This is a genomic window from Bartonella sp. AP19HLJMH (assembly GCF_042196245.1).
Taxonomy (GTDB): domain Bacteria; phylum Pseudomonadota; class Alphaproteobacteria; order Rhizobiales; family Rhizobiaceae; genus Bartonella.
In genome coordinates this window covers 45,516-63,722 of record NZ_JBHIPX010000007.1, presented here as the reverse complement: position 1 = coordinate 63,722, position 18,207 = coordinate 45,516, and the positions used below count along the sequence as shown (strand labels likewise).

16 protein-coding genes are annotated in these 18,207 nt (G+C 35.1%); 8 read left to right on the top strand and 8 right to left on the bottom strand.

Going from position 1 to position 18,207, the window contains the following annotated elements; genetic code table 11:
* The first annotated feature begins 694 nt into the window (after window positions 1-694).
* The 3 genes from ACFINR_RS05090 to ACFINR_RS05080 all read left to right on the top strand — a co-directional run bounded on the left by ACFINR_RS05090 (window position 695) and on the right by ACFINR_RS05080 (window position 3,204).
* On the top strand, window positions 695-1,033 hold the full coding sequence (locus tag ACFINR_RS05090) for a P-II family nitrogen regulator (protein WP_015856528.1): 339 nt from the start codon (window positions 695-697) through the stop codon (window positions 1,031-1,033).
* 59 nt (window positions 1,034-1,092) lie between these two features.
* Complete coding sequence (gene glnA / locus ACFINR_RS05085) at window positions 1,093-2,502, top strand: type I glutamate--ammonia ligase (protein WP_375611514.1); 1,410 nt, start codon at window positions 1,093-1,095, stop codon at window positions 2,500-2,502.
* Between the two features lie 156 nt (window positions 2,503-2,658).
* Window positions 2,659-3,204, top strand: coding sequence for a hypothetical protein (locus tag ACFINR_RS05080; protein WP_375652860.1), 546 nt, complete (start codon window positions 2,659-2,661; stop codon window positions 3,202-3,204).
* A 34-nt stretch (window positions 3,205-3,238) separates the two neighbouring features.
* Here ACFINR_RS05080 and ACFINR_RS05075 read toward each other — a convergent pair whose 3' ends face one another.
* Window positions 3,239-4,021, bottom strand: coding sequence for an ATP12 family chaperone protein (locus tag ACFINR_RS05075; protein WP_375613113.1), 783 nt, complete (start codon window positions 4,019-4,021; stop codon window positions 3,239-3,241).
* A 648-nt stretch (window positions 4,022-4,669) separates the two neighbouring features.
* On the opposite strand from ACFINR_RS05075, the gene ACFINR_RS05070 reads away from it, so the two are divergent.
* Genes ACFINR_RS05070 through ACFINR_RS05050 form a run of 5 tightly spaced genes read left to right on the top strand, consistent with a single transcriptional unit; the run spans window position 4,670 to window position 8,623 of the window.
* Window positions 4,670-5,230: a prephenate dehydratase domain-containing protein gene (locus tag ACFINR_RS05070; RefSeq protein ID WP_375613114.1), complete on the top strand. Its 561-nt coding sequence runs from the start codon at window positions 4,670-4,672 to the stop codon at window positions 5,228-5,230.
* Window positions 5,217-5,774 carry a hypothetical protein gene (locus ACFINR_RS05065; protein WP_375613115.1) on the top strand — a complete coding sequence of 186 codons (558 nt, stop codon included), beginning with the start codon at window positions 5,217-5,219 and terminating at the stop codon, window positions 5,772-5,774. Before ACFINR_RS05070 ends, ACFINR_RS05065 begins: the two co-directional genes overlap by 14 nt.
* A gap of 31 nt (window positions 5,775-5,805) precedes the next feature.
* Window positions 5,806-6,423: a DUF6421 family protein gene (locus ACFINR_RS05060; protein WP_375652856.1), complete on the top strand. Its 618-nt coding sequence runs from the start codon at window positions 5,806-5,808 to the stop codon at window positions 6,421-6,423.
* Window positions 6,420-7,364, top strand: a complete 945-nt coding sequence (locus ACFINR_RS05055) for a DMT family transporter (RefSeq protein ID WP_375652852.1) — start codon at window positions 6,420-6,422, stop codon at window positions 7,362-7,364. Before ACFINR_RS05060 ends, ACFINR_RS05055 begins: the two co-directional genes overlap by 4 nt.
* Window positions 7,361-8,623, top strand: coding sequence for an acetyl-CoA carboxylase biotin carboxylase subunit family protein (locus ACFINR_RS05050; RefSeq protein WP_375652849.1), 1,263 nt, complete (start codon window positions 7,361-7,363; stop codon window positions 8,621-8,623). The genes ACFINR_RS05055 and ACFINR_RS05050 overlap by 4 nt, the downstream gene beginning before the upstream one ends.
* 258 nt (window positions 8,624-8,881) lie before the next feature.
* Here the strand turns inward: ACFINR_RS05050 and ACFINR_RS05045 are convergent, their stop codons facing one another.
* The 7 genes from ACFINR_RS05045 to ACFINR_RS05015 form a co-directional block, all read right to left on the bottom strand.
* On the bottom strand, window positions 8,882-11,635 hold the full coding sequence (locus tag ACFINR_RS05045) for an autotransporter outer membrane beta-barrel domain-containing protein (RefSeq protein WP_375652845.1): 2,754 nt from the start codon (window positions 11,633-11,635) through the stop codon (window positions 8,882-8,884).
* Between the two features lie 947 nt (window positions 11,636-12,582).
* Entirely contained in the window at window positions 12,583-13,032 is a 450-nt protein-coding gene (locus tag ACFINR_RS05040) for a hypothetical protein (protein WP_375632396.1), read from the bottom strand.
* A 161-nt stretch (window positions 13,033-13,193) separates the two neighbouring features.
* Window positions 13,194-13,595 (bottom strand): hypothetical protein, encoded by a 402-nt coding sequence (locus tag ACFINR_RS05035; protein WP_375652841.1) that lies wholly within the window; start codon window positions 13,593-13,595, stop codon window positions 13,194-13,196.
* A gap of 363 nt (window positions 13,596-13,958) precedes the next feature.
* Complete coding sequence (locus ACFINR_RS05030) at window positions 13,959-14,372, bottom strand: hypothetical protein (protein ID WP_375613122.1); 414 nt, start codon at window positions 14,370-14,372, stop codon at window positions 13,959-13,961.
* A gap of 122 nt (window positions 14,373-14,494) precedes the next feature.
* Window positions 14,495-14,656 (bottom strand): hypothetical protein, encoded by a 162-nt coding sequence (locus tag ACFINR_RS05025; protein WP_375613123.1) that lies wholly within the window; start codon window positions 14,654-14,656, stop codon window positions 14,495-14,497.
* A gap of 943 nt (window positions 14,657-15,599) precedes the next feature.
* The gene (locus ACFINR_RS05020) at window positions 15,600-16,982 is read right to left on the bottom strand and encodes an amino acid permease (protein WP_375613124.1); all 1,383 of its coding nucleotides are present in this window, start codon (window positions 16,980-16,982) and stop codon (window positions 15,600-15,602) included.
* A gap of 448 nt (window positions 16,983-17,430) precedes the next feature.
* Window positions 17,431-17,820 carry a hypothetical protein gene (locus tag ACFINR_RS05015; protein WP_375632399.1) on the bottom strand — a complete coding sequence of 130 codons (390 nt, stop codon included), beginning with the start codon at window positions 17,818-17,820 and terminating at the stop codon, window positions 17,431-17,433.
* Between the last annotated feature and the right edge of the window lie 387 nt (window positions 17,821-18,207).

Sequence of the window (18,207 nt, the reverse complement as noted above, 5' to 3'; positions counted from 1 at the left end):
TTCCTTAATGAAGATCACATTCCTCACGAAGGAACAAAACGCCCCAAACGGAATATATTTGCGTTGCCAATTCCCACATCTGTTTTAAAGAAACATTTCTCAATGCTCTCAAGCCTATTTCACAACGGCTCCTATGAATGCTATAATGATAAACTCATTATTATACACCACCATCTTTACATTTATGAATCGGCATCATCACACTCTTTTCCAATATTTGTCTTCCCTACTCCCTAATATTGTAAAGCCTTTAATTATCGAAAGCTTTCATAAAAAGCATTTTATTTCTTTTTTCAAATGTTGTTATCCACACACTCATAACTATTTATGATATATAAAAGTATCGTTTTGATTGATTGACGATAAAAAGATCTAAAATGAGAAAATCTTACGCTATTAGAGTTTCTCATTCAATGTGGAGAGCGTCTAATTATCCTTATAAGTCAAGATATTATCTAATAAAAAAGAAACAAAACTCTTTTATTATATTATTTGAATTCTGTATAAGAATTGTAAGTTTTTTTCCCAAAAAACAGTATTTGGCTGTATTCTACAAAAGAAACTCTCCTAACAGAGCATAGAGTGTCATTATTTTCGACTTTTTGTGCACAAAGTATCTGTTGGACATCTTACAGTTGTCAATATAATGTGATGCAGTCTAAAAAGACAAAATAACGTTGGAGATAATTTCAGCATGAAAAAAATTGAAGCCATTATAAAACCTTTCAAACTTGATGAAGTGAAAGAAGCGCTTCAAAAAATTGGGTTACATGGTATTACAGTAACAGAAGCGAAAGGTTTTGGTCGTCAAAGGGAACATACAGAACTTTATCGTGGTACGAAATATGTTGTTGACTTTCTACCTAAAGTAAAGATTGAAATTGTTGTGTCCGATGAAAAACTGGAACAAACTGTTGATGCAATACGTAAAGCAGCTCAAACCAAACATATAGGGGATGGAAAGATATTTGTCTTTTCCATTGATGATGCAATTCGTATAGGCACAGACGAAACCGGTATCGATGCCCTTTAATAAATAACAGGAAAATTCACTTTTTTATCCACCTCAACGCCATATTAAGGAAATTGAATATGACAACCGCATCAGATATTATCAAACAGATTACAGACAACGAAATCCGTTTTGTTGATTTACGTTTTACTGATCCACGAGGAAAATTGCATCACATTACAATGGATATCGCAGAGATCAGCGAGGATACTTTTAGTGATGGTGTCATGTTTGATGGTTCTTCAATTGCTGGTTGGAAAACAATTAATGAATCTGACATGGTTTTAATGCCAGATCCAGCAACAGCACATATTGATCCTTTTTTTGCTCAATCTACTTTGGTCATATTTTGTGATGTACTTGATCCTGTCTCTGGTGAGTTTTATCGTAGAGATCCTCGTTCTATCGCCAAAAGGGCTGAGGTGTATATGAAATCTTTAAACATTGGAGATACAATCAATGTGGGTCCAGAAGCAGAGTTTTTTATCTTTGATGATGTGCGCTATAAAACGGACCCTTACAACACAGGGTTTAAACTCGATTCAAGTGAACTTCCCTCTAATGATGATACGGAATATGAAACAGGAAATCTAGGGCATCGCCCACGAATAAAGGGAGGCTACCTTCCTGTTCCGCCGATTGATTCCTGCCAAGATATGCGTTCTGAAATGCTCACAGCACTCAAGGATATGGGCGTACAGGTCGAAAAACACCATCACGAAGTAGCAGCAGGCCAACATGAATTGGGTATTCGTTTTGATACACTTGTTCGCGAGGCTGACAAGATGCAAATTTTTAAATATGTTGTACATCAAATAGCAAACAGTTATGGGAAAACAGCAACCTTCATGCCAAAACCAGTTTTTGGTGATAACGGCTCTGGAATGCATGTCCACATTTCCATTTGGAAAGATGGCAAACCCATTTTTGCAGGAAATGAATATGCTGGACTATCAGAAACATGTTTGTTTTTTATCGGTGGTGTTATTAAGCACGCAAAAGCAATAAATGCTTTTACCAACCCATCCACAAACTCCTATAAACGTTTGGTTCCTGGTTATGAAGCTCCTGTTCTTCTTGCCTATTCAGCACGTAATCGTTCTGCATCTTGCCGTATTCCTATGAGCTCCTCACCAAATTCAAAACGCGTAGAAGTTCGTTTTCCAGACCCAACAGCAAATCCCTATTTGGCATTTGCAGCCCTTTTAATGGCTGGTCTTGATGGCATCAAAAACAAAATTCATCCCGGACATGCTATGGATAAAGATCTTTATGATCTTCCCTTAAAGGAACTTAAAGAAATCCCTACTGTTTCAGGAAGCCTGCGTGAAGCGCTTGAAGCACTTGACAAAGATCGTGGATTTCTTAAAGCTGGCGACGTTTTTGATGATGATCAGATTAATTCCTTCATTCAAGTAAAGATGCAAGAAGTCTTGCGTTACGAAACAACACCCCATCCTGTTGAATTTGATATGTACTATTCTGTTTAAACAATCAATACGCATTCTTTTGATTTTAAAAATGGAGGCAAAAGCCTCCATTTTTGTGGATATTCTTCTCATGCAAAAGCGCAAGAGGCTTTTTGCTCGTCCGCTTTTCCTTTATAATGTGTTGAATCTCTTCAAATGAATTAACAAAGGTTTCTAATGCCGCGAATTTGTTTTCTCGTTCCCGTTCTTTTATGCATTGTCTTTATCACATCAACAACTAAAGCACATACAATAACCAACCAAAAACTTACAACTCTTGAGAAAGCAACATCTGCTTATAGTAAAGCACTTAAAAATGCCGATGCAAATGCCATCTTAAATGCTATTCCTCCCCAAGTCATCAACCGCTTAACCGCCAAAAAAAATCTTAACCAATCACAATTTCTACAAATCATGAAAAGCCAAATAGAACGGTTGGCAGAAAGTTACAAGATTGAAACGATCAACATTGATCAAAAACAAAAACGTGAAGGTACCCTTGATAATGGTACCCCTTATTTTGTTATACCCGTGGAGCTTGTAACCACAACAAATGATGGAAAAAAATGCTCTATTCAAACTGAAATTATTGCCCTACTTCACGATAACCAATGGTATTTTATCCGTGGCAATGACGAAGCGCTCTTAACCATAACCAATGAACTATTTCCTGGACTTGATAAAGTAAAAACCAATCCTCAAAAAGTCACAAAAATACTCTGAGCGAAAAGAATGCACGTAAATAAAAGATTTTCCCCTATAAACAAGTTGTAACAATTGTAGCAGCAGCATTAAATTCAACTTTTTTATGAGCACGACATACCATTGTTTCTTTATCCGTTCCCCATTGCTCCATCATCCAATCTTCATCTAAATGGGCAATAGACCAAGCATGGTCAGCATCAATGTTTCCCGCTGCAACAGCAAGAGCAATGAGAGCAGATCCCGTTAATGTTGTCATCATATGAAGTGCAGCAAGCATATAAGCAGACTCAACTCTACGTAAATAATTACTGACTGCTTGAAGTGCTTCTGGTGATTGTTCCACATGCATCAGCCCTTCTGTCAAATAAAACCTTGCACCTAGTTTTTTTTCAGCCCAATCTAATAAAGGATCCCATTGTTCAGATTGTTTTTGCAACAACTCTTTAGGTGTTTGTGCACGATAAAAGATCATATCACCTGCAACGAAACGCAATAAATCTTCAAAAACCGCCTGCATATCATCAGCGATACCATCAATAACAGTATTAACCAAACGCGTCATCGGCATTTTTGCAGGATCAACAACGTGCTTTTGGTTCTCAAATTCCTGAGCAACATATTCAGCAAACACTTCTGTTGGCACATGAAAATGACGCCTTGCGGGCGTTTTTACAGGACGTTCATCCAACAAAATCGTAAAGCCGCCCTCCTCACAAGCGATCTTCACTTGCTTATAAAACCGTTTTGGGTGTGATTGGAATGAAAGATTTTGAACCTTTTGAACAGAACTCTTCTTATTCAATGGCATATCAACATGATCCAAAATCTCACGCATATTTGTTTACCTCTGATCTTTTCAAAAAAAAACGACTGTTTCTTTAGGTTCTGTAGCTTGAATAAGGTTTAATCTGACCTTCTTAACGATTCCAAAGAAGAAAAAAATCTTGCCAATCTCAATCTAACTTAAGAGTTATATTTCATGTTTCTTTTACAAACAAGACAATGATGATTGCCTTTTATATATTTAATACAATCATAATAGTAAAACAATTTCTAAAAGTATTATCTTAATTAAGAAACTAAACATATTGAGTTTTATGGCAAAGATGTCCACGCCTTACCAATTTGCTTATTATTCACCTACAGTAGTATTATCAATATGAACAGATTCAAAAACGCTGCTCATCCAAAAAATGATAGAGCAGTACGGTTTACGTGTCATTCACCTTCGCTTAACCATTTCAATAATTCTCTAACATATCCAATAAATACCCTGCATAGAATTTTTCTGCTCAATTACTCCCCTAAAAGACGCTGTTTTACGGCATGATAGAATAATGAACAGACAAAATTATAATTGTAAATTTTCTTTCATATATACATTATTTTATAAAGCACTAAATTACTTAACGCATTGTTCTTGATATACTCTATCATATCACACTAATTTAAATTTAGTCGCATAATTAAAAGAATAGAGATCATGCAATCTGAAAATAATACTTTTATCTATACACTTGGCCCTGCAGATACTAACTGTGCAGCAGCAGCACAGTGGTGGCTTGATAATCACAATCAAAATATTTTGTCCACTGACTCGAGATCCCGTATTATCTTATACGCAACTCTTGAAGAAGCATTTAATGAACTTGCTCAGAAAAAGGATGGATATCTCTTAAGCTGTGCTGCTTACCCTGATTTGCATACACTCATATTTACCCGTTTAGGTGATATGCAATTATTTGACAGCTTTATCATGCCTACTCACTCTATGGTTTTAGCTAAACGCAATAACGCTGATGAAATTAAAACCGTAGCGACTCATCCTGCCCCACAATCTCTGGTAGCTCATCAATATGACAAAGTATTTGCCAACAGCAATGCTGATGCAGCCGTTCTTTGTAAGGCTGAAAAAGCAGATGCTTGTATCACAACATCGGTTGCGGCAAATCGCTATAAGCTGAATATTATCGAAAATTTTGAACAAATGCCAATGGCCTTTTTGCTCCACTCACTAAAGTCAACTAATCATGAAAAAATCTGAAGTGCTTCTTTCCATTGTTAACTTAGCAGACAAATTCCGTATGCGCCAAGAACGAAATGGGAGCATTAAAGAACCAACTTCAGCAGATAATAATATGATCAATGAATTGATCACTCTGCTGAACCACCATGCCAATATTCTTGACGGATTATCTCCAAAACTTTTAGCGACCATTTCTGATGATCTTCTTCAGTGGATAATCAGCGGTTTAACGACCCCTCCTAAATTTGATAATACTTTGGCTGCTTTCAAAGCCCCATTACCAGATGCTCCCTTGTTTTTCTTGGCTCCAATGCGTGCAACAAATGGACCTGATCCAGAAGGATTCCGGCTGGAATTAGTTACAGGATATCGTCATGAAACGGCCTATCTTGCTGACGCCTCAAAATATACAAATAATTATCTATCACCTTTTCAATGTATAAAAATGGGAATAGCATCAAGAGGTTTTTTAGAAGGCAATTGCATTGTTCTATTCCCAGAATCTGTAGCAGCTGCTCAAAAAATTGATAAGCAAGCATTTGCTTTGTTTTTTTTTCAGTAAATTCTTTGATATTTACAACAAGCAAACAATTGTGGAAGCTGAACGTTTACTCGGTCGAGATAGTAAATTCCTGTTCGGTCAATTGCATAGTCGTAACTTATCTAAAGAAGACATTTACGATGCTCGCTGTTTGTGGGGCTATTATCATGACTATGCACATCATACCGGACCGCGGCCATTGGATAAAAATCTGTATATAAAATTAAATTGGTTTACAGGTCTTCTAGAAGAAACTAAAGTTGATTTAATTACAGTGCGTATTATGCTACAAAATCATCCAAAATTTTGGAAAGAAATAACTGAATTTATCCTATTAGAACGCATATTTCGTTATCCAAAAGATTCTGATCAGCATATGACATTCGATGCTGGTACAGGGATCTTGCTTTTTGAAATATTGATGCGGAACAAAGCATTGATTGAAACAAATCAAGGTTATCTTCAATTTGATTTGGAGCGTCTTGAAAAAGTAATAATATTGATGATAGCAGATATAGAAGCACTTGAAGCATTAGATGATGACGCTTATTTGGCAGGAGCTAAAGATTATATCCAAAATAATCTTGGTAAGCCGCAAACTTCACAGTCACGATTTAATTTTTCAACATCATATTATGCACAGCGAGTGATTAGAGGATTAAATCATTGAGTTTTATAAAAGGACGATTATTATTATTTACTTTTGCCATTCTAGCATTGTTTTCCATAAGTTGGTTATTATCTAAGAATTTGGTTAGCAATATACCCGTCATGCATGCGGTTGGACTTAGGTTGTTTTCCACCGCTGCTGCCTTATGGCTGATTGCAATATTTCGTGAGAAAGCTGTTTTCAGATCCCTACCATTGCTTTCCATGATACCTTCTTTTTTAATTCTCTCAGTGTTAGGATTTTCGCTGTATTTTGTATGCAGCTTTGGTGCATTAAAATCGCTCAAAGCCAGTGATTTAACCATGGTGCTCGCTACTATTCCAGGAATTACTTATATATTAGGTGCATTGACAAATGTCCTTAAATTCTCATGGCTGAAGTTTAGTGGAGTGATAATTGTCAGTGTAGCAGCTGTGGCATTCAATATAAACAGTGGAGAAGGTGGATACAACCTAATAGGAATAGCTCTTGCTTTAACAGCAGCACTTTCTTATTCTGCTTATGGCTTATTGTCTAAACGTTATCTTAAAAATCTACCTTTGCTCACCTCACTGGCTTGGATCACGACAATTTCTGCAGCATCATTTATGCCATTATTTATTTTTGATCCTGCCCCACTCTTCTATCTTAAGTTAGAAGATATATTTAAAATATTGATTTTAGGAACTGTTTGCTCGGCACCAGTTTACGTATTATATCAAAAAGTTTTAGCCGAAGGAGGCGTATTATACGCCAACACTATCGGCGTATTATCCCCTTTTGCAGTGATTGCATGTGAATGGATAATCGGCTCGAGCCCTTCTCTCAATATGATCAAAATAATTGCTATGATTGTAGTTGTTATAGGGATGACACTCTTATTTATAGATGCATCAAAGGTATCTACATGGCAACATAAACGCCATTCTCAAAACTCCAAATTTAATGAGGAAACAAAATGAAAAAACTCGCGTTAGTTTGCCAGCGCAATGCAAAATTACCATTTATATTTGAAGCAGCACAAGCAGCTAATATCGAATTAGTAATGATCTATGATACCGCTGAAAGCGTTCCCTCTCAACACCCCGCAGCAGTAACTTCAACTTGGCAACTTCCTGTTTTTGATAACCCAGAGGCAGCTCTAGACACTTTTGCAACGGAAGCAAAAGAACGCAATATTTCTGGGGTTATGACCCTTCGCGAAGAAGCCATCCTATGGACAGCTTTGGCTGCAAAAAAAATCAATACTCCAAGTATTGAACCAGAAGTAGCAGCATTAACCAGAAATAAATATCTCATGCGTCAAGCTTTCGCTAAAGCAGGCTTAAGAACACCAGGATTCTTTTATATAGATCATCCAGAAGACCTATCACAAACACAAGCCTTGGATTATCCACTCGTTATTAAACCCGTCTCTGGATGGGCAAGTACAGGCGTAATGTTAGCTAAAAATTCCGCCGAACTTCCTGATCTCATTAAAGCCGTATGGAATGTTCAGCATAAAGACATGGCACGTTTTAATGATAAAAATAAACCTGTAGGTTTAGTAGTAGAACAGTATTTGCCAGGAAAAGAGTTTGTCGTAGAATGCTTTGTTGATACAGCAGGTGTACACGTTCTGGCCATTGGAGACAAGGGACAGCCTGAGGGACCATGGTTTGAAGAAACAATTTATCGTCAACGCTGTGATATAGATGATCCTTTAATTATTGCTTTATGTGAGGCTGCATGCTCTGGAGTTAAAGCTCTTGGTATAAATATAGGTGCTGCCCATGTAGAGCTACGCCTAGATGCTCATAATTTACCTTATATCATTGAGATTGGCGCTCGTATAGGTGGATCGGGTGTCTCCCATTTTATTGTTGAGCAAGGTACAGGGATTTCATTTGCAAAACTATGTATGAATGCCGCTTTAGCTGAACAAACCCCAGACCTTCCCGATATACTCCCAGCTGAAAAAGTGGCGGCAAATTATATTATTCCTCTTCGTGGTCATGGACGGTTTTCTGGATTTTTAGGTCTAGATAAGGTTGCACAGCATCCTCAAACCGCCAGAACTATCATTTTCTTTGAAACCAATCATCTTTCACCACCTCCACCAGCATTTGGTGGATATCCTGGTTTTATTTTCTCTGTTCATAACTCAAACGAAGAAGCACGCAATTACCACAAATGGCTCGATGACACCTTAAGCATCATATGGCAAAACATTGATTTATAATGATAATTTATCTTTATTCATATTGAATAAGAACCCCGATATTGTAGGATTTTCTCATTTTAATCTGTTTATCAGATGGACAAATTTTTTAAAACATTTGAGAAATGCTATAGTAGATAAAAATAAATCAACATGATATTTTCATATTTATTAAAGCACATGGTACCATTATTAAAAAATTCTGCACAAACAATGGTTTTAATTCCGATAGTAGAACAAGACTTCGAAAATCACATTTATTATTTTTAAAAAGATTGCTTAAAAATGATAGCGCAATCCACCAGAAAAACGAACTCCAGAAAAACCAGCCTTGGTTAACCTATGCTGATAGCTAAGATCACTGTGAAGTGTAACTTTAGAAGAAAACTGTGAATTGACACCCAAGCCAACTTCTAAGGAAGAACCAAAAGAACTCAACTGAAAAACATCTTTAAAATGAACAAATTGTTCTTTATCAAAACAATGAGCAAGATGAATAGTGCCATAAAAAGAAATGATACGATCCTTTTCAGAGGCTGTAAATGTTTTACTTAAACGCCCACCAACACGCATAAACCATTGATCTATTTTTTTCATCTCAACATCAAATCCGTCAATATCACGAAACTTATCAAATTGAAGATGTTGATAAATAAGCTGAAATTGCGGATCAAAAATAAGACCTTCACGTCCTATCATAGACACTTTACCAGCAGAAAAAGAAACGTTGAGAGGTTTTGCTTTTAATGTCGCCGTCTTACCCCAAGCATAGGTAAGCACATCCCCTTTAAACAAACCATAAGATAAAAGACCGTCTACGTAAAAATCAGTGTAATGTTTCACACTAGCATATGCCGTAAATGACCATTTATTAAATGTACTCTTTTGACTTTGTTCCACATTATGAGGTTGTAAGGAAAGTTTTCCATAGGTTCCCATAATCCCAAAAGATGTCGTACTATATGCACGCTCTATTGTTTTGAGCAAAAGATCTGTTTTTATAGCGTTATAATCAACATGACCATCGTACCCATATTTAAGTGTAGAAAGATCTGAGACATAACGATAACTCCCACCATAACCGTGGACAGATAAAGCAAAGTTCCCTTCAACTTTTAATAATTTACGAGGAATAGACCGCCTAACTTGCAACTGCTTTTGTTGATGACTAATATCCATGAGCCCAACATGAAACAACGCATTTGGTAACAAAAGATAGGTCGGAACTTGTGGAACAACCTCTCTGACCTTTAACTCAGAAGGGGGAATAGCAGACACCTCTAAAGCAGGCTGAATATATTTACTTTCAAGGCGGAAATCCCAAAAATCTCCATCTCCTTCAACCAATCTTTGAGAAGTTTGTGCATTTCCAAGAGCAGAAGCTGGACCATAAGCATGAAGATAATATTGGTAAGGCAAACCCTCTAATGCGATATAAGCACGATTTAACTGAAAAGAATCCTCTGCCGCTTTTCCAGAAACCTGAATAAGTGAAATACTATGAGCATTTTCACCGGTTGCTATCTCACCCTGATTTTCTGCAACAAATTGCACATAAACTGTTGTTTTTCCAGAAACATCACCATGTATTAAAAGCCGATCAGTTTTTGTATTATCGAGCAAACCATCACTACTGAGATGCGTATTGAGATAAATATCTGCCCTATCTTGCGCACTATAAACTTCTTTTTCTCCCTTCCCAATATGAAGTGTCTGATACTCCTGAAACATTGGAGTCTCAAAAGCAATAAAACTATCAGAAACTTTCACAAATGAAATAGACGAACTTGTACGGTTTGCAACTTGCAAATCGATCTCTCTTCTTTTTGTCAAAAACCATTTTGATCCCCCTGTTAAATAAAGCTCAGCAATAGAATCATCGGCAACACGAGTCCCTCCTATCAATGAAGAAGAATTAGCCAAAATCGCTACACTTCCCCCCTTTTCAGCTGTTAATAATAAGTCACCAAAAATTTTTGTACCTTCTGTTACTCCAATATAAATACGACTGTTATGGCTATGAACAGCTGTCCCATCTGGAACCTCAAAAATCGTCCTTTTCAAAAAGACAAGCCCCTGTTCATACGCATCATTTTCCTCATCCCTCTCAAAATACATACCATGTTTGTTACCTATTGCTTTAATTGTTGAATCTTCAATATTAACCCGTGAAATTAAAATATTTCCTTCCCTGCCATTATTGGATGGTGTGTTAGAATCTTGTCCAACTGTTAAAACATGAACATCCGTAGAAATAATATTCGTATTTTTTACATAAACAGAACCCTGATGTTTTACATTGAAAACTGTAGGTGTAATTTTTTCATTTGTATTTTCTTTGTCTTCTGTTTTTTGATATTTTGAAGCAATGGTAACACCATCTAAAGTCGCACTCCCCCCTCTCCCCACATAAAGCGCAGCAGCATCATTCACATCAATAAATCCACTTTTCATCTGAATACCCGCATCAGCCCTAACGAAAAGAGCACTCTCTTGACCGATACCCAAACCTTCCACTTTAATTTTTGTATTCGTTAACGTAATAGATGCTCCTCGCTTCTCTGCATAAGCAGCAATCTGAAAAGCCTCAATTGTTCCACGATCAACCTCAATCATTCCATTATCAGCTTTAAGACCTATTGATACATTTTTAAAAGCTGAATCGCTCAAAACAATTTTTCCCCCTCGTGATACAAAAACACCATAAATATCTTCTATACCCGCAGTCCCTTCAACCTCTACACGCGTTGCCTGAATAACTGTATTTGGCTCCTGCACTACTATAGCAGCAGGTAACATGAGAGAACGATCCTCCCCATTCGTTTCTTTAACAGGCGCCGTGAATTTATATACTTTATCACTAATTGTATGCTTTGAACCATCACTGCATTCATAAGGTAATTTGTTTTTGTCACATGACAGTGATGTATATGAATGAGAATGTGCCTCAATATTTATATTTAACAAAAAAGAAAAAATAGCTGCTGTAAAAACGCACGAATACAAGTGATTGTTAGATACCTTGATTATCATTGTTTTTCAAAACTTTCTTTTTTCAACAAAAACAAAAAATGCTGGCAAAAAAATAAACCACAAATTAAACACAACAAGAATAAAACAAACAAAATTATTTTATTTTTTATGATAAATTACAGCATTCAATAATATGTTTTGTGTTTTATGTAAAGAAAGAACAAAAAGTTTAAAAATACCATTTAGGATGAAAATCCCTTTAAAGAATGCATCTCAAAAACCGCTGGAAACTGCAATTACAAAAGGCCAAAAAACCAATCTTAAAAAAACGTGAAAAAATGCGAATTTTGAAGAGATATAATATTCAATTTATCTCACCACCAAAAAATAAAAATACAACAAAATGAGAATAACTTTTAAGATTAAACGATTAAAACGTTTTAATAAAACACAGCACAAAAAGATACAGTATACGAAATCTATAACCGCATCATCTCTTCAACTACAACAAAAAAACAAGAAATTGCACACTAATGTATAAGCTAATGTACACAATTTCTATATTAAAAATGCTAGATATCTAACAAAGAAATTTGAATAAATAAAAAACTTCTCCTAATACCCTATCATCAATGATTTGAATTAATAAATGTAATATTTTAGATCTTTTGATAAAATCTAAAATACAGTAAAACACTCACCATTCTGAACTTAAAAAACACCAAAATAAAATTTCATCAAAATTAGCTCTATGAAAGCTATCTGTTTATTATCGTTAAAGAAGATATTTTAGCAAAGCTATTATTTGCCATTCTTTATATTGAATAAATTTCTCTAAACAACAACTCACTATCCTCCGCTAGCATCATCTGACAACAACACTATTGCCAATCTCGTAGCTGATGAATATAACTACATTAGAGACAAAAGAGCTATATTTCTCTCTTCTCCCGTTTAATATTTTTATTTAATTATTGCTTTAAAAATTAACGTTCTACTGTTGATGATCACTTGTGCAAAGCTTTTTTTATTTTCTGGCGCTTTTTATCATTTTCAAAACGTAACATCAAATCTCGCTCTTGTTGTGTCGAATTGGTTACACCAAAAGTATCATTGTCCATAACCTGCTGATACCCTGCTACCATTAAATTGACTAAAAATGAATCACTTCGCGGCGTTGATGAAAAATAGATTCCCTTTGAATCTTGTAATTTGTACCGATAACCTGCTTTAGTCATGCACTCATAAACTGCTGCAAAATCACTTGCACGCGAATCCATATTTTCAGAAGAAGCGTAGATTGGTTTCCAACCACATTTTGACAGTGCTTGTTGGACCATAGACTTACTGACACCGGACTTTTCCCATAATTCTAACGTCGATGGGGGAGGTTTGCTAATACACCCAGCAGAGCTTAATAAAATTATAGCACTCAATAATTTCAATGTTTTTTTCATTTCCCCCTCCGTCAATATTTACGATAGAAAGACTGATAAGTCTTCTAATATTTACTCACACGCAAGATGACTTTTGTTAGCATATAGATATTGAAGAAACAATCCCACCCCCCATACAAAAACAAGAATGGAAGGATTTTTGATTACAGCAGCCTCAATACTTAAGGTTGACATTCAGGTTGTTCTTTATGCTCTTCACAATGAGGACTATTCAAACGCCTCTCGACACTTCGCTGAGGAATAACTGCATCAGGCTGACAAATTGGAAGATTTTTATATTTCTCACACCACTTCATTCTTCCCAATTTATCTTGGAAACCTGCTTGGATCATACATGCATTCACAGACTCCTCAGCATTGAATTTCTCATCAGTACTTATTTCTGTATCAAGACGACCATCAAGATGCTGTATTCCACATTCTAACAGAGCTTTTTTGATCTCAAGCTGATCAGCACCGGATTTTTCCCATGCATCTACAGCTGTTCGAGAAGGCTGCTCAGGGTAGCATCCAGCCATAACAAATAAGGTTATCCCGCTTAATAATTTTAAAATCTGCTTCATTTTCCTATCCTTGAGTAATTTTGATATTACGAAACAATCTATAAATTATTTTACATGCTGTTTTTTATTTCCAAAACAATGATGAACATTATCAACCTATATTATTTTTATCTTTCCGAAGATTATGCCATAATTATTATATCAAAAATACGGTAAAATTATTACTAAAATCATCTATCTATCAACGATATGCTTATAATTATTATCAATATTTTGATTATAACCAAAATAGATATTTTATATTATTGCGCCAACAGTTGTGGTACCCATAAATAAATAGCATTGACATGCTGAATTAAGCCCCCCGCGTACGGGTATGAGAAACATGAAGGTAGGGATTGTGATCGTCACAAACAGCAAGACTTAAGGTTTGCATTCAGGTGCATTTTTATATTTTTTACAAAAAGGGCTGTTCAAGCGCTTCTTGACACTGCGCCTCGGGATGACAGCGCCTGAACGACAAATCGGCAAGTTTTCAGCTCTAAAAGTATAACATGGTCCACCCGCTCTTGCTACCTCTTCATCTTTATAGCGGAAACCTGATTGAAGCATGCAAGCATAAGTTGTTGCTTTTGCATTGATGCTCTGCTTTCTGTTTTCTGGATCGACATCATAAGGAGTTGGCATACCACATTCTAACAAGCCTTTTCCTATCTCTGTAAAATCTGCTCCTGGTTTTTCCCAAGCAGTCAAATATCCTGAAGGAGGCTTATTAAACTGACATCCAGCTATACTTAACAAAGTTACAGCACTTAATAATTTTACGATGTGTTTCATTTTTTACTCCATGATCTAATTCAAGGCTTTTGTTCTAAATGAGATGTGCCATAAAATTTTTGGCATTTTGGACCCGCATCTCCAAGACAGGTATGGGGATTTATGGGATTTGTAGCCACTCTCTACCATTCTATCCAAACGTTACTGCCAGCAGGTATCGTTTCGTAGGTATAGCCATTACCGCCAATAATTCTGCTTACAAAGTCAAATTTATTCCCATCAAAACCTGTTTCATGCGTCTGTGAATGGCTGCTATGATGGTCTGTCATGCCAACAATCGTCATACTTTCCCCCATTACATTGATATCTTGACCAGAAATCAGATGAGAAGCAATAATCGTAACATCTCATTGTACATCCATATCAACATTGCCTGTTGCCTCAAGGATAGAGAGAATTGTTGTTGTGTGTGTTCAGAGCTATTGGAAGATTTCTCGTGTAAAAAGCCACTTTTCGATGATTTTTTTGCTGGTTGTAGTGTTCTTGAGCGCCTTTTATGGTAATATCGAATAATTTTGCACCGAAATACAGTTGCGGAGTGCATTTTGTCCGCCTCCACTTGTGATAAAAATTACTCTTGTATCAATATTAAAAAAATAAGTTTGATCCTTCCTCTTGTGAGAGCAATAAGAATCGTAAAACTGTCACACGTTCATTGTTCTCTTTAATTTACTCTTCTATGAGATTTTATTGTAATACCTTGCTGCTGTTTATTAAAGTTTTTGTAAAAACAATGATACAATGCCTCATGTAACTTTGTTATCCACTATTTTCTACCAACGCCAATCCTCTTTGAGAAAAAATACATAAAGAACTTTATCTTCGCTTCTAAAAGCAATAGTAATTTTCTAAACAACAAAATTTAAACAACCAATTTTTTAAAGAGCTAAAAAACAATTCTTACAATAACTTCTTTCGTGAAACAGAACTTCATTAATACGTTTAGAAAAAGATATCTGCCTATAATCATGTATCTGGTAAAATCTATTTGCACTGTTAGGCATTTTAACCTGAAAGACTTATATTGATGGCACAGCTCACCATCAAAAAAACGCCTAATATTTATATGATTTTGTCGTTACCGTAAACAATGGCTCACAAAAACTTCCAAAGCAAAATAATAACGAGCAGATTTTTTCAATCTAGATTGTTCTAACCTTTAGAGAAAACAATCAAACACCTGTTCTCCTGATGACATCAGCTATTTGTTTTGAGTTTTTTCTCTATTCACATTTTATTCAGCTTCTTTTGCTTAAAATTATAAAGTTTAAGTGCATAGAAACAAATAACAAGCCAAGCAATCCAAATAACACCTATAATTAAAACTGGTCGTGTCTCATCAAAATACCATAGGAGAATAAAAATAAAAACCATAAATAAAATAGAAAAAATCGATCCTATTGGCCAAAATGGAATGGGAAATTTTAAACCATTCTGAGCTTCTTTAGGCATCTTAATTCGCATAAAAAATTGTGAAAGTAGAATCATCATCCAAACAAAAACTGTCGCAAATGTTGCCATTGCAGCAATAAGAAAAAAAAGCTTTTCATGATAAAAATAATTAAGGACAGCACCAAGAAGAAAAATACCGAAGATCATCAAAATAACAAAAACTGGTATACCGTTTTTTGATAAATATTGAAACTTTTTTAAAGCATAACCTTCCTGCGATAAACCATGGATCATACGACAAGCACCATACATTCCACTATTCATTGCTGAAATAGCCGCTGTAACAACAACAATATTTAAAATATTTGCTGCATATGAAATCCCAAGATTTTCAAAAATGGATACAAAAGGGCTATCCATGAGACCAATCTCATTCCAAGGATAAAGAGACATTAAAATAGCTAACGTCATGACGTAAAAAAGCAAAATACGAACTGGAGTAGAATTAATTGCCTTTGAAATCGTTTGATGAGGGTTTTGAACTTCCATAACTGCCATGCCAATGATTTCTATGCCACCAAAAGCAAAAACAACAACACTAAAGCAAGCTAAAAAACCAAACCAACCATTGGGAAAAAGTCCACCATTTTTCCATAAATTATGAACAGTAACGGTAGAAAAATCTGCACCTTCACCCCACCCCCAAAAAATAATTGCTATTCCTAAAATAATCATCGCAATGATAGCGATAACTTTAATAGAAGATAGCCAAAACTCTAGTTCACCATAGACTTCTACAGCCGCTAAATTAATACCTGTGATGATTAATGTAATACTCAGTGCCCATACCCAAGGAGCAACATCAGGATACCAAAACCCCATATAAGTCGCAAAAGCTGTAATATCAGCCAAACCAACAAGAATCATCTCAAATACATATGTCCATCCCGTTAAAAAACCTGCTAATGGTGATATGTAATTTGCCGCATAACGAGCAAAAGAACCAGGCAATGGATTATGAAGTATCATCTCTCCTAGAGCCCGCATAACCATAAAAATAGCTAAACCAGCAATACAATAGGCAATCAAAACACTGGGACCCGCAAGCTTAATTGCCTGTGCAGACCCATAAAAAAGACCTGTTCCAATAGCAGAACCAAGAGCTAAAAAAATAACTTGGCGCTTACTCATCCCTCTTTTCAGTTCATTTATTGCCATTTCTTTCCTTACTTTTTGAAATGCTGACAATCCACACCACGATAACAGCTCTATGAGAAATAAAGCCTCATGTTTCTTTCACAAATATATTTCAAAAAACATCGAAGACCAGCCAGTCCAACACTTTGCTCTAAACAATGAAAAAATACTTTTATTGCGAATTATTCAGCTTTTATAGCCTACAATTTCGTATTATTTTATTCAAATAAAGTGATAATGAATTTTTTCATAATTGTCATTTAATTCATTTCGTATTCTCTAGTTTTTTACAGAGAAAATTAACCTTAATGTAATCTAAACTTTTAGGCTTCTATTTCAGTGCACTGAAATAGAAGCCTAAAAATTCATAACAAACACATTAACTATGCATACAATTAATTTTTTGTTACTTTAAGCCAACTCTCTTTGAGCTTATAAAAAAACTTTTTACGCCAATTGAATAGCTCAATTAATGATAATACGAATCTCGCAAGTTTTCAAAAGTATGAGAAAGTGTATCTACAACCCATCTTTTAAGGACTCCAGCTGCCTTAACGACAAGCTTTCCAATGAAAAAAAAATATACGGTAAAAAGAGCATCTTTGATTGTTGGTCCGATGATAGCGTTCTCCTTACCTCTGGGAATTTGCCCTGATATAGCAATAAAATCTTTGTTTTTCGCTGAAATAAGAGGCTCTTTCTCTTGGGCCACTATCATAATGAAAACTTCCTCTGGAAAGCTACCTCTCCTAAAATTTGCATGAATCTCAAGAATTTGAGAGAAAAAAAGAACTGTTATTGAAACACATAATTTAGCACTTTTAAACATTCCTTTCTCCTTTTTTATTTTAAATATCAAAAATGAACTATAAAATTCATAAAGTATTAACAAATAAGAATAATATAAAATAAAACTTTTATTTTTACTCGATACAATACATATATTATAATTTATATTTATATTTATATTTATATTTATAGAAATATAATATCACGAATATATAATTCGTGGATATTATTTAACTTATATTAAAATTTCTGATATAAATCAGAAAATATAGGTGCTTTAAGTTTATAGTTTCTATAAAATAACATAATATCTAGTTAACTACAAAAATCAGATATATACAGTAATAAATATATGATTTATTAAATAATTCAAATATTGTATCGCTCCTCTATATTTTCATATGAGAAAGTTTTAAAATTCAATATCCGCCCTTCAGCATTGACCTTCAAACAAATA

Excerpts from the sequence above, each read along its gene's own strand:
- ACFINR_RS05090 (WP_015856528.1), top strand. The coding sequence starts at position 695 with ATGAAAAAAATTGAAGCCATTATAAAACCTTTCAAACTTGATGAAGTG.
- glnA (WP_375611514.1), top strand. The coding sequence starts at position 1,093 with ATGACAACCGCATCAGATATTATCAAACAGATTACAGACAACGAAATC.
- ACFINR_RS05080 (WP_375652860.1), top strand. The coding sequence starts at position 2,659 with ATGCCGCGAATTTGTTTTCTCGTTCCCGTTCTTTTATGCATTGTCTTT.
- ACFINR_RS05075 (WP_375613113.1), bottom strand. The coding sequence starts at position 4,021 with ATGCGTGAGATTTTGGATCATGTTGATATGCCATTGAATAAGAAGAGT.
- ACFINR_RS05070 (WP_375613114.1), top strand. The coding sequence starts at position 4,670 with ATGCAATCTGAAAATAATACTTTTATCTATACACTTGGCCCTGCAGAT.
- ACFINR_RS05065 (WP_375613115.1), top strand. The coding sequence starts at position 5,217 with ATGAAAAAATCTGAAGTGCTTCTTTCCATTGTTAACTTAGCAGACAAA.
- ACFINR_RS05050 (WP_375652849.1), top strand. The coding sequence starts at position 7,361 with ATGAAAAAACTCGCGTTAGTTTGCCAGCGCAATGCAAAATTACCATTT.
- ACFINR_RS05045 (WP_375652845.1), bottom strand. The coding sequence starts at position 11,635 with ATGATAATCAAGGTATCTAACAATCACTTGTATTCGTGCGTTTTTACA.
- ACFINR_RS05040 (WP_375632396.1), bottom strand. The coding sequence starts at position 13,032 with ATGAAAAAAACATTGAAATTATTGAGTGCTATAATTTTATTAAGCTCT.
- ACFINR_RS05035 (WP_375652841.1), bottom strand. The coding sequence starts at position 13,595 with ATGAAGCAGATTTTAAAATTATTAAGCGGGATAACCTTATTTGTTATG.
- ACFINR_RS05030 (WP_375613122.1), bottom strand. The coding sequence starts at position 14,372 with ATGAAACACATCGTAAAATTATTAAGTGCTGTAACTTTGTTAAGTATA.
- ACFINR_RS05025 (WP_375613123.1), bottom strand. The coding sequence starts at position 14,656 with ATGACGATTGTTGGCATGACAGACCATCATAGCAGCCATTCACAGACG.
- ACFINR_RS05020 (WP_375613124.1), bottom strand. The coding sequence starts at position 16,982 with ATGGCAATAAATGAACTGAAAAGAGGGATGAGTAAGCGCCAAGTTATT.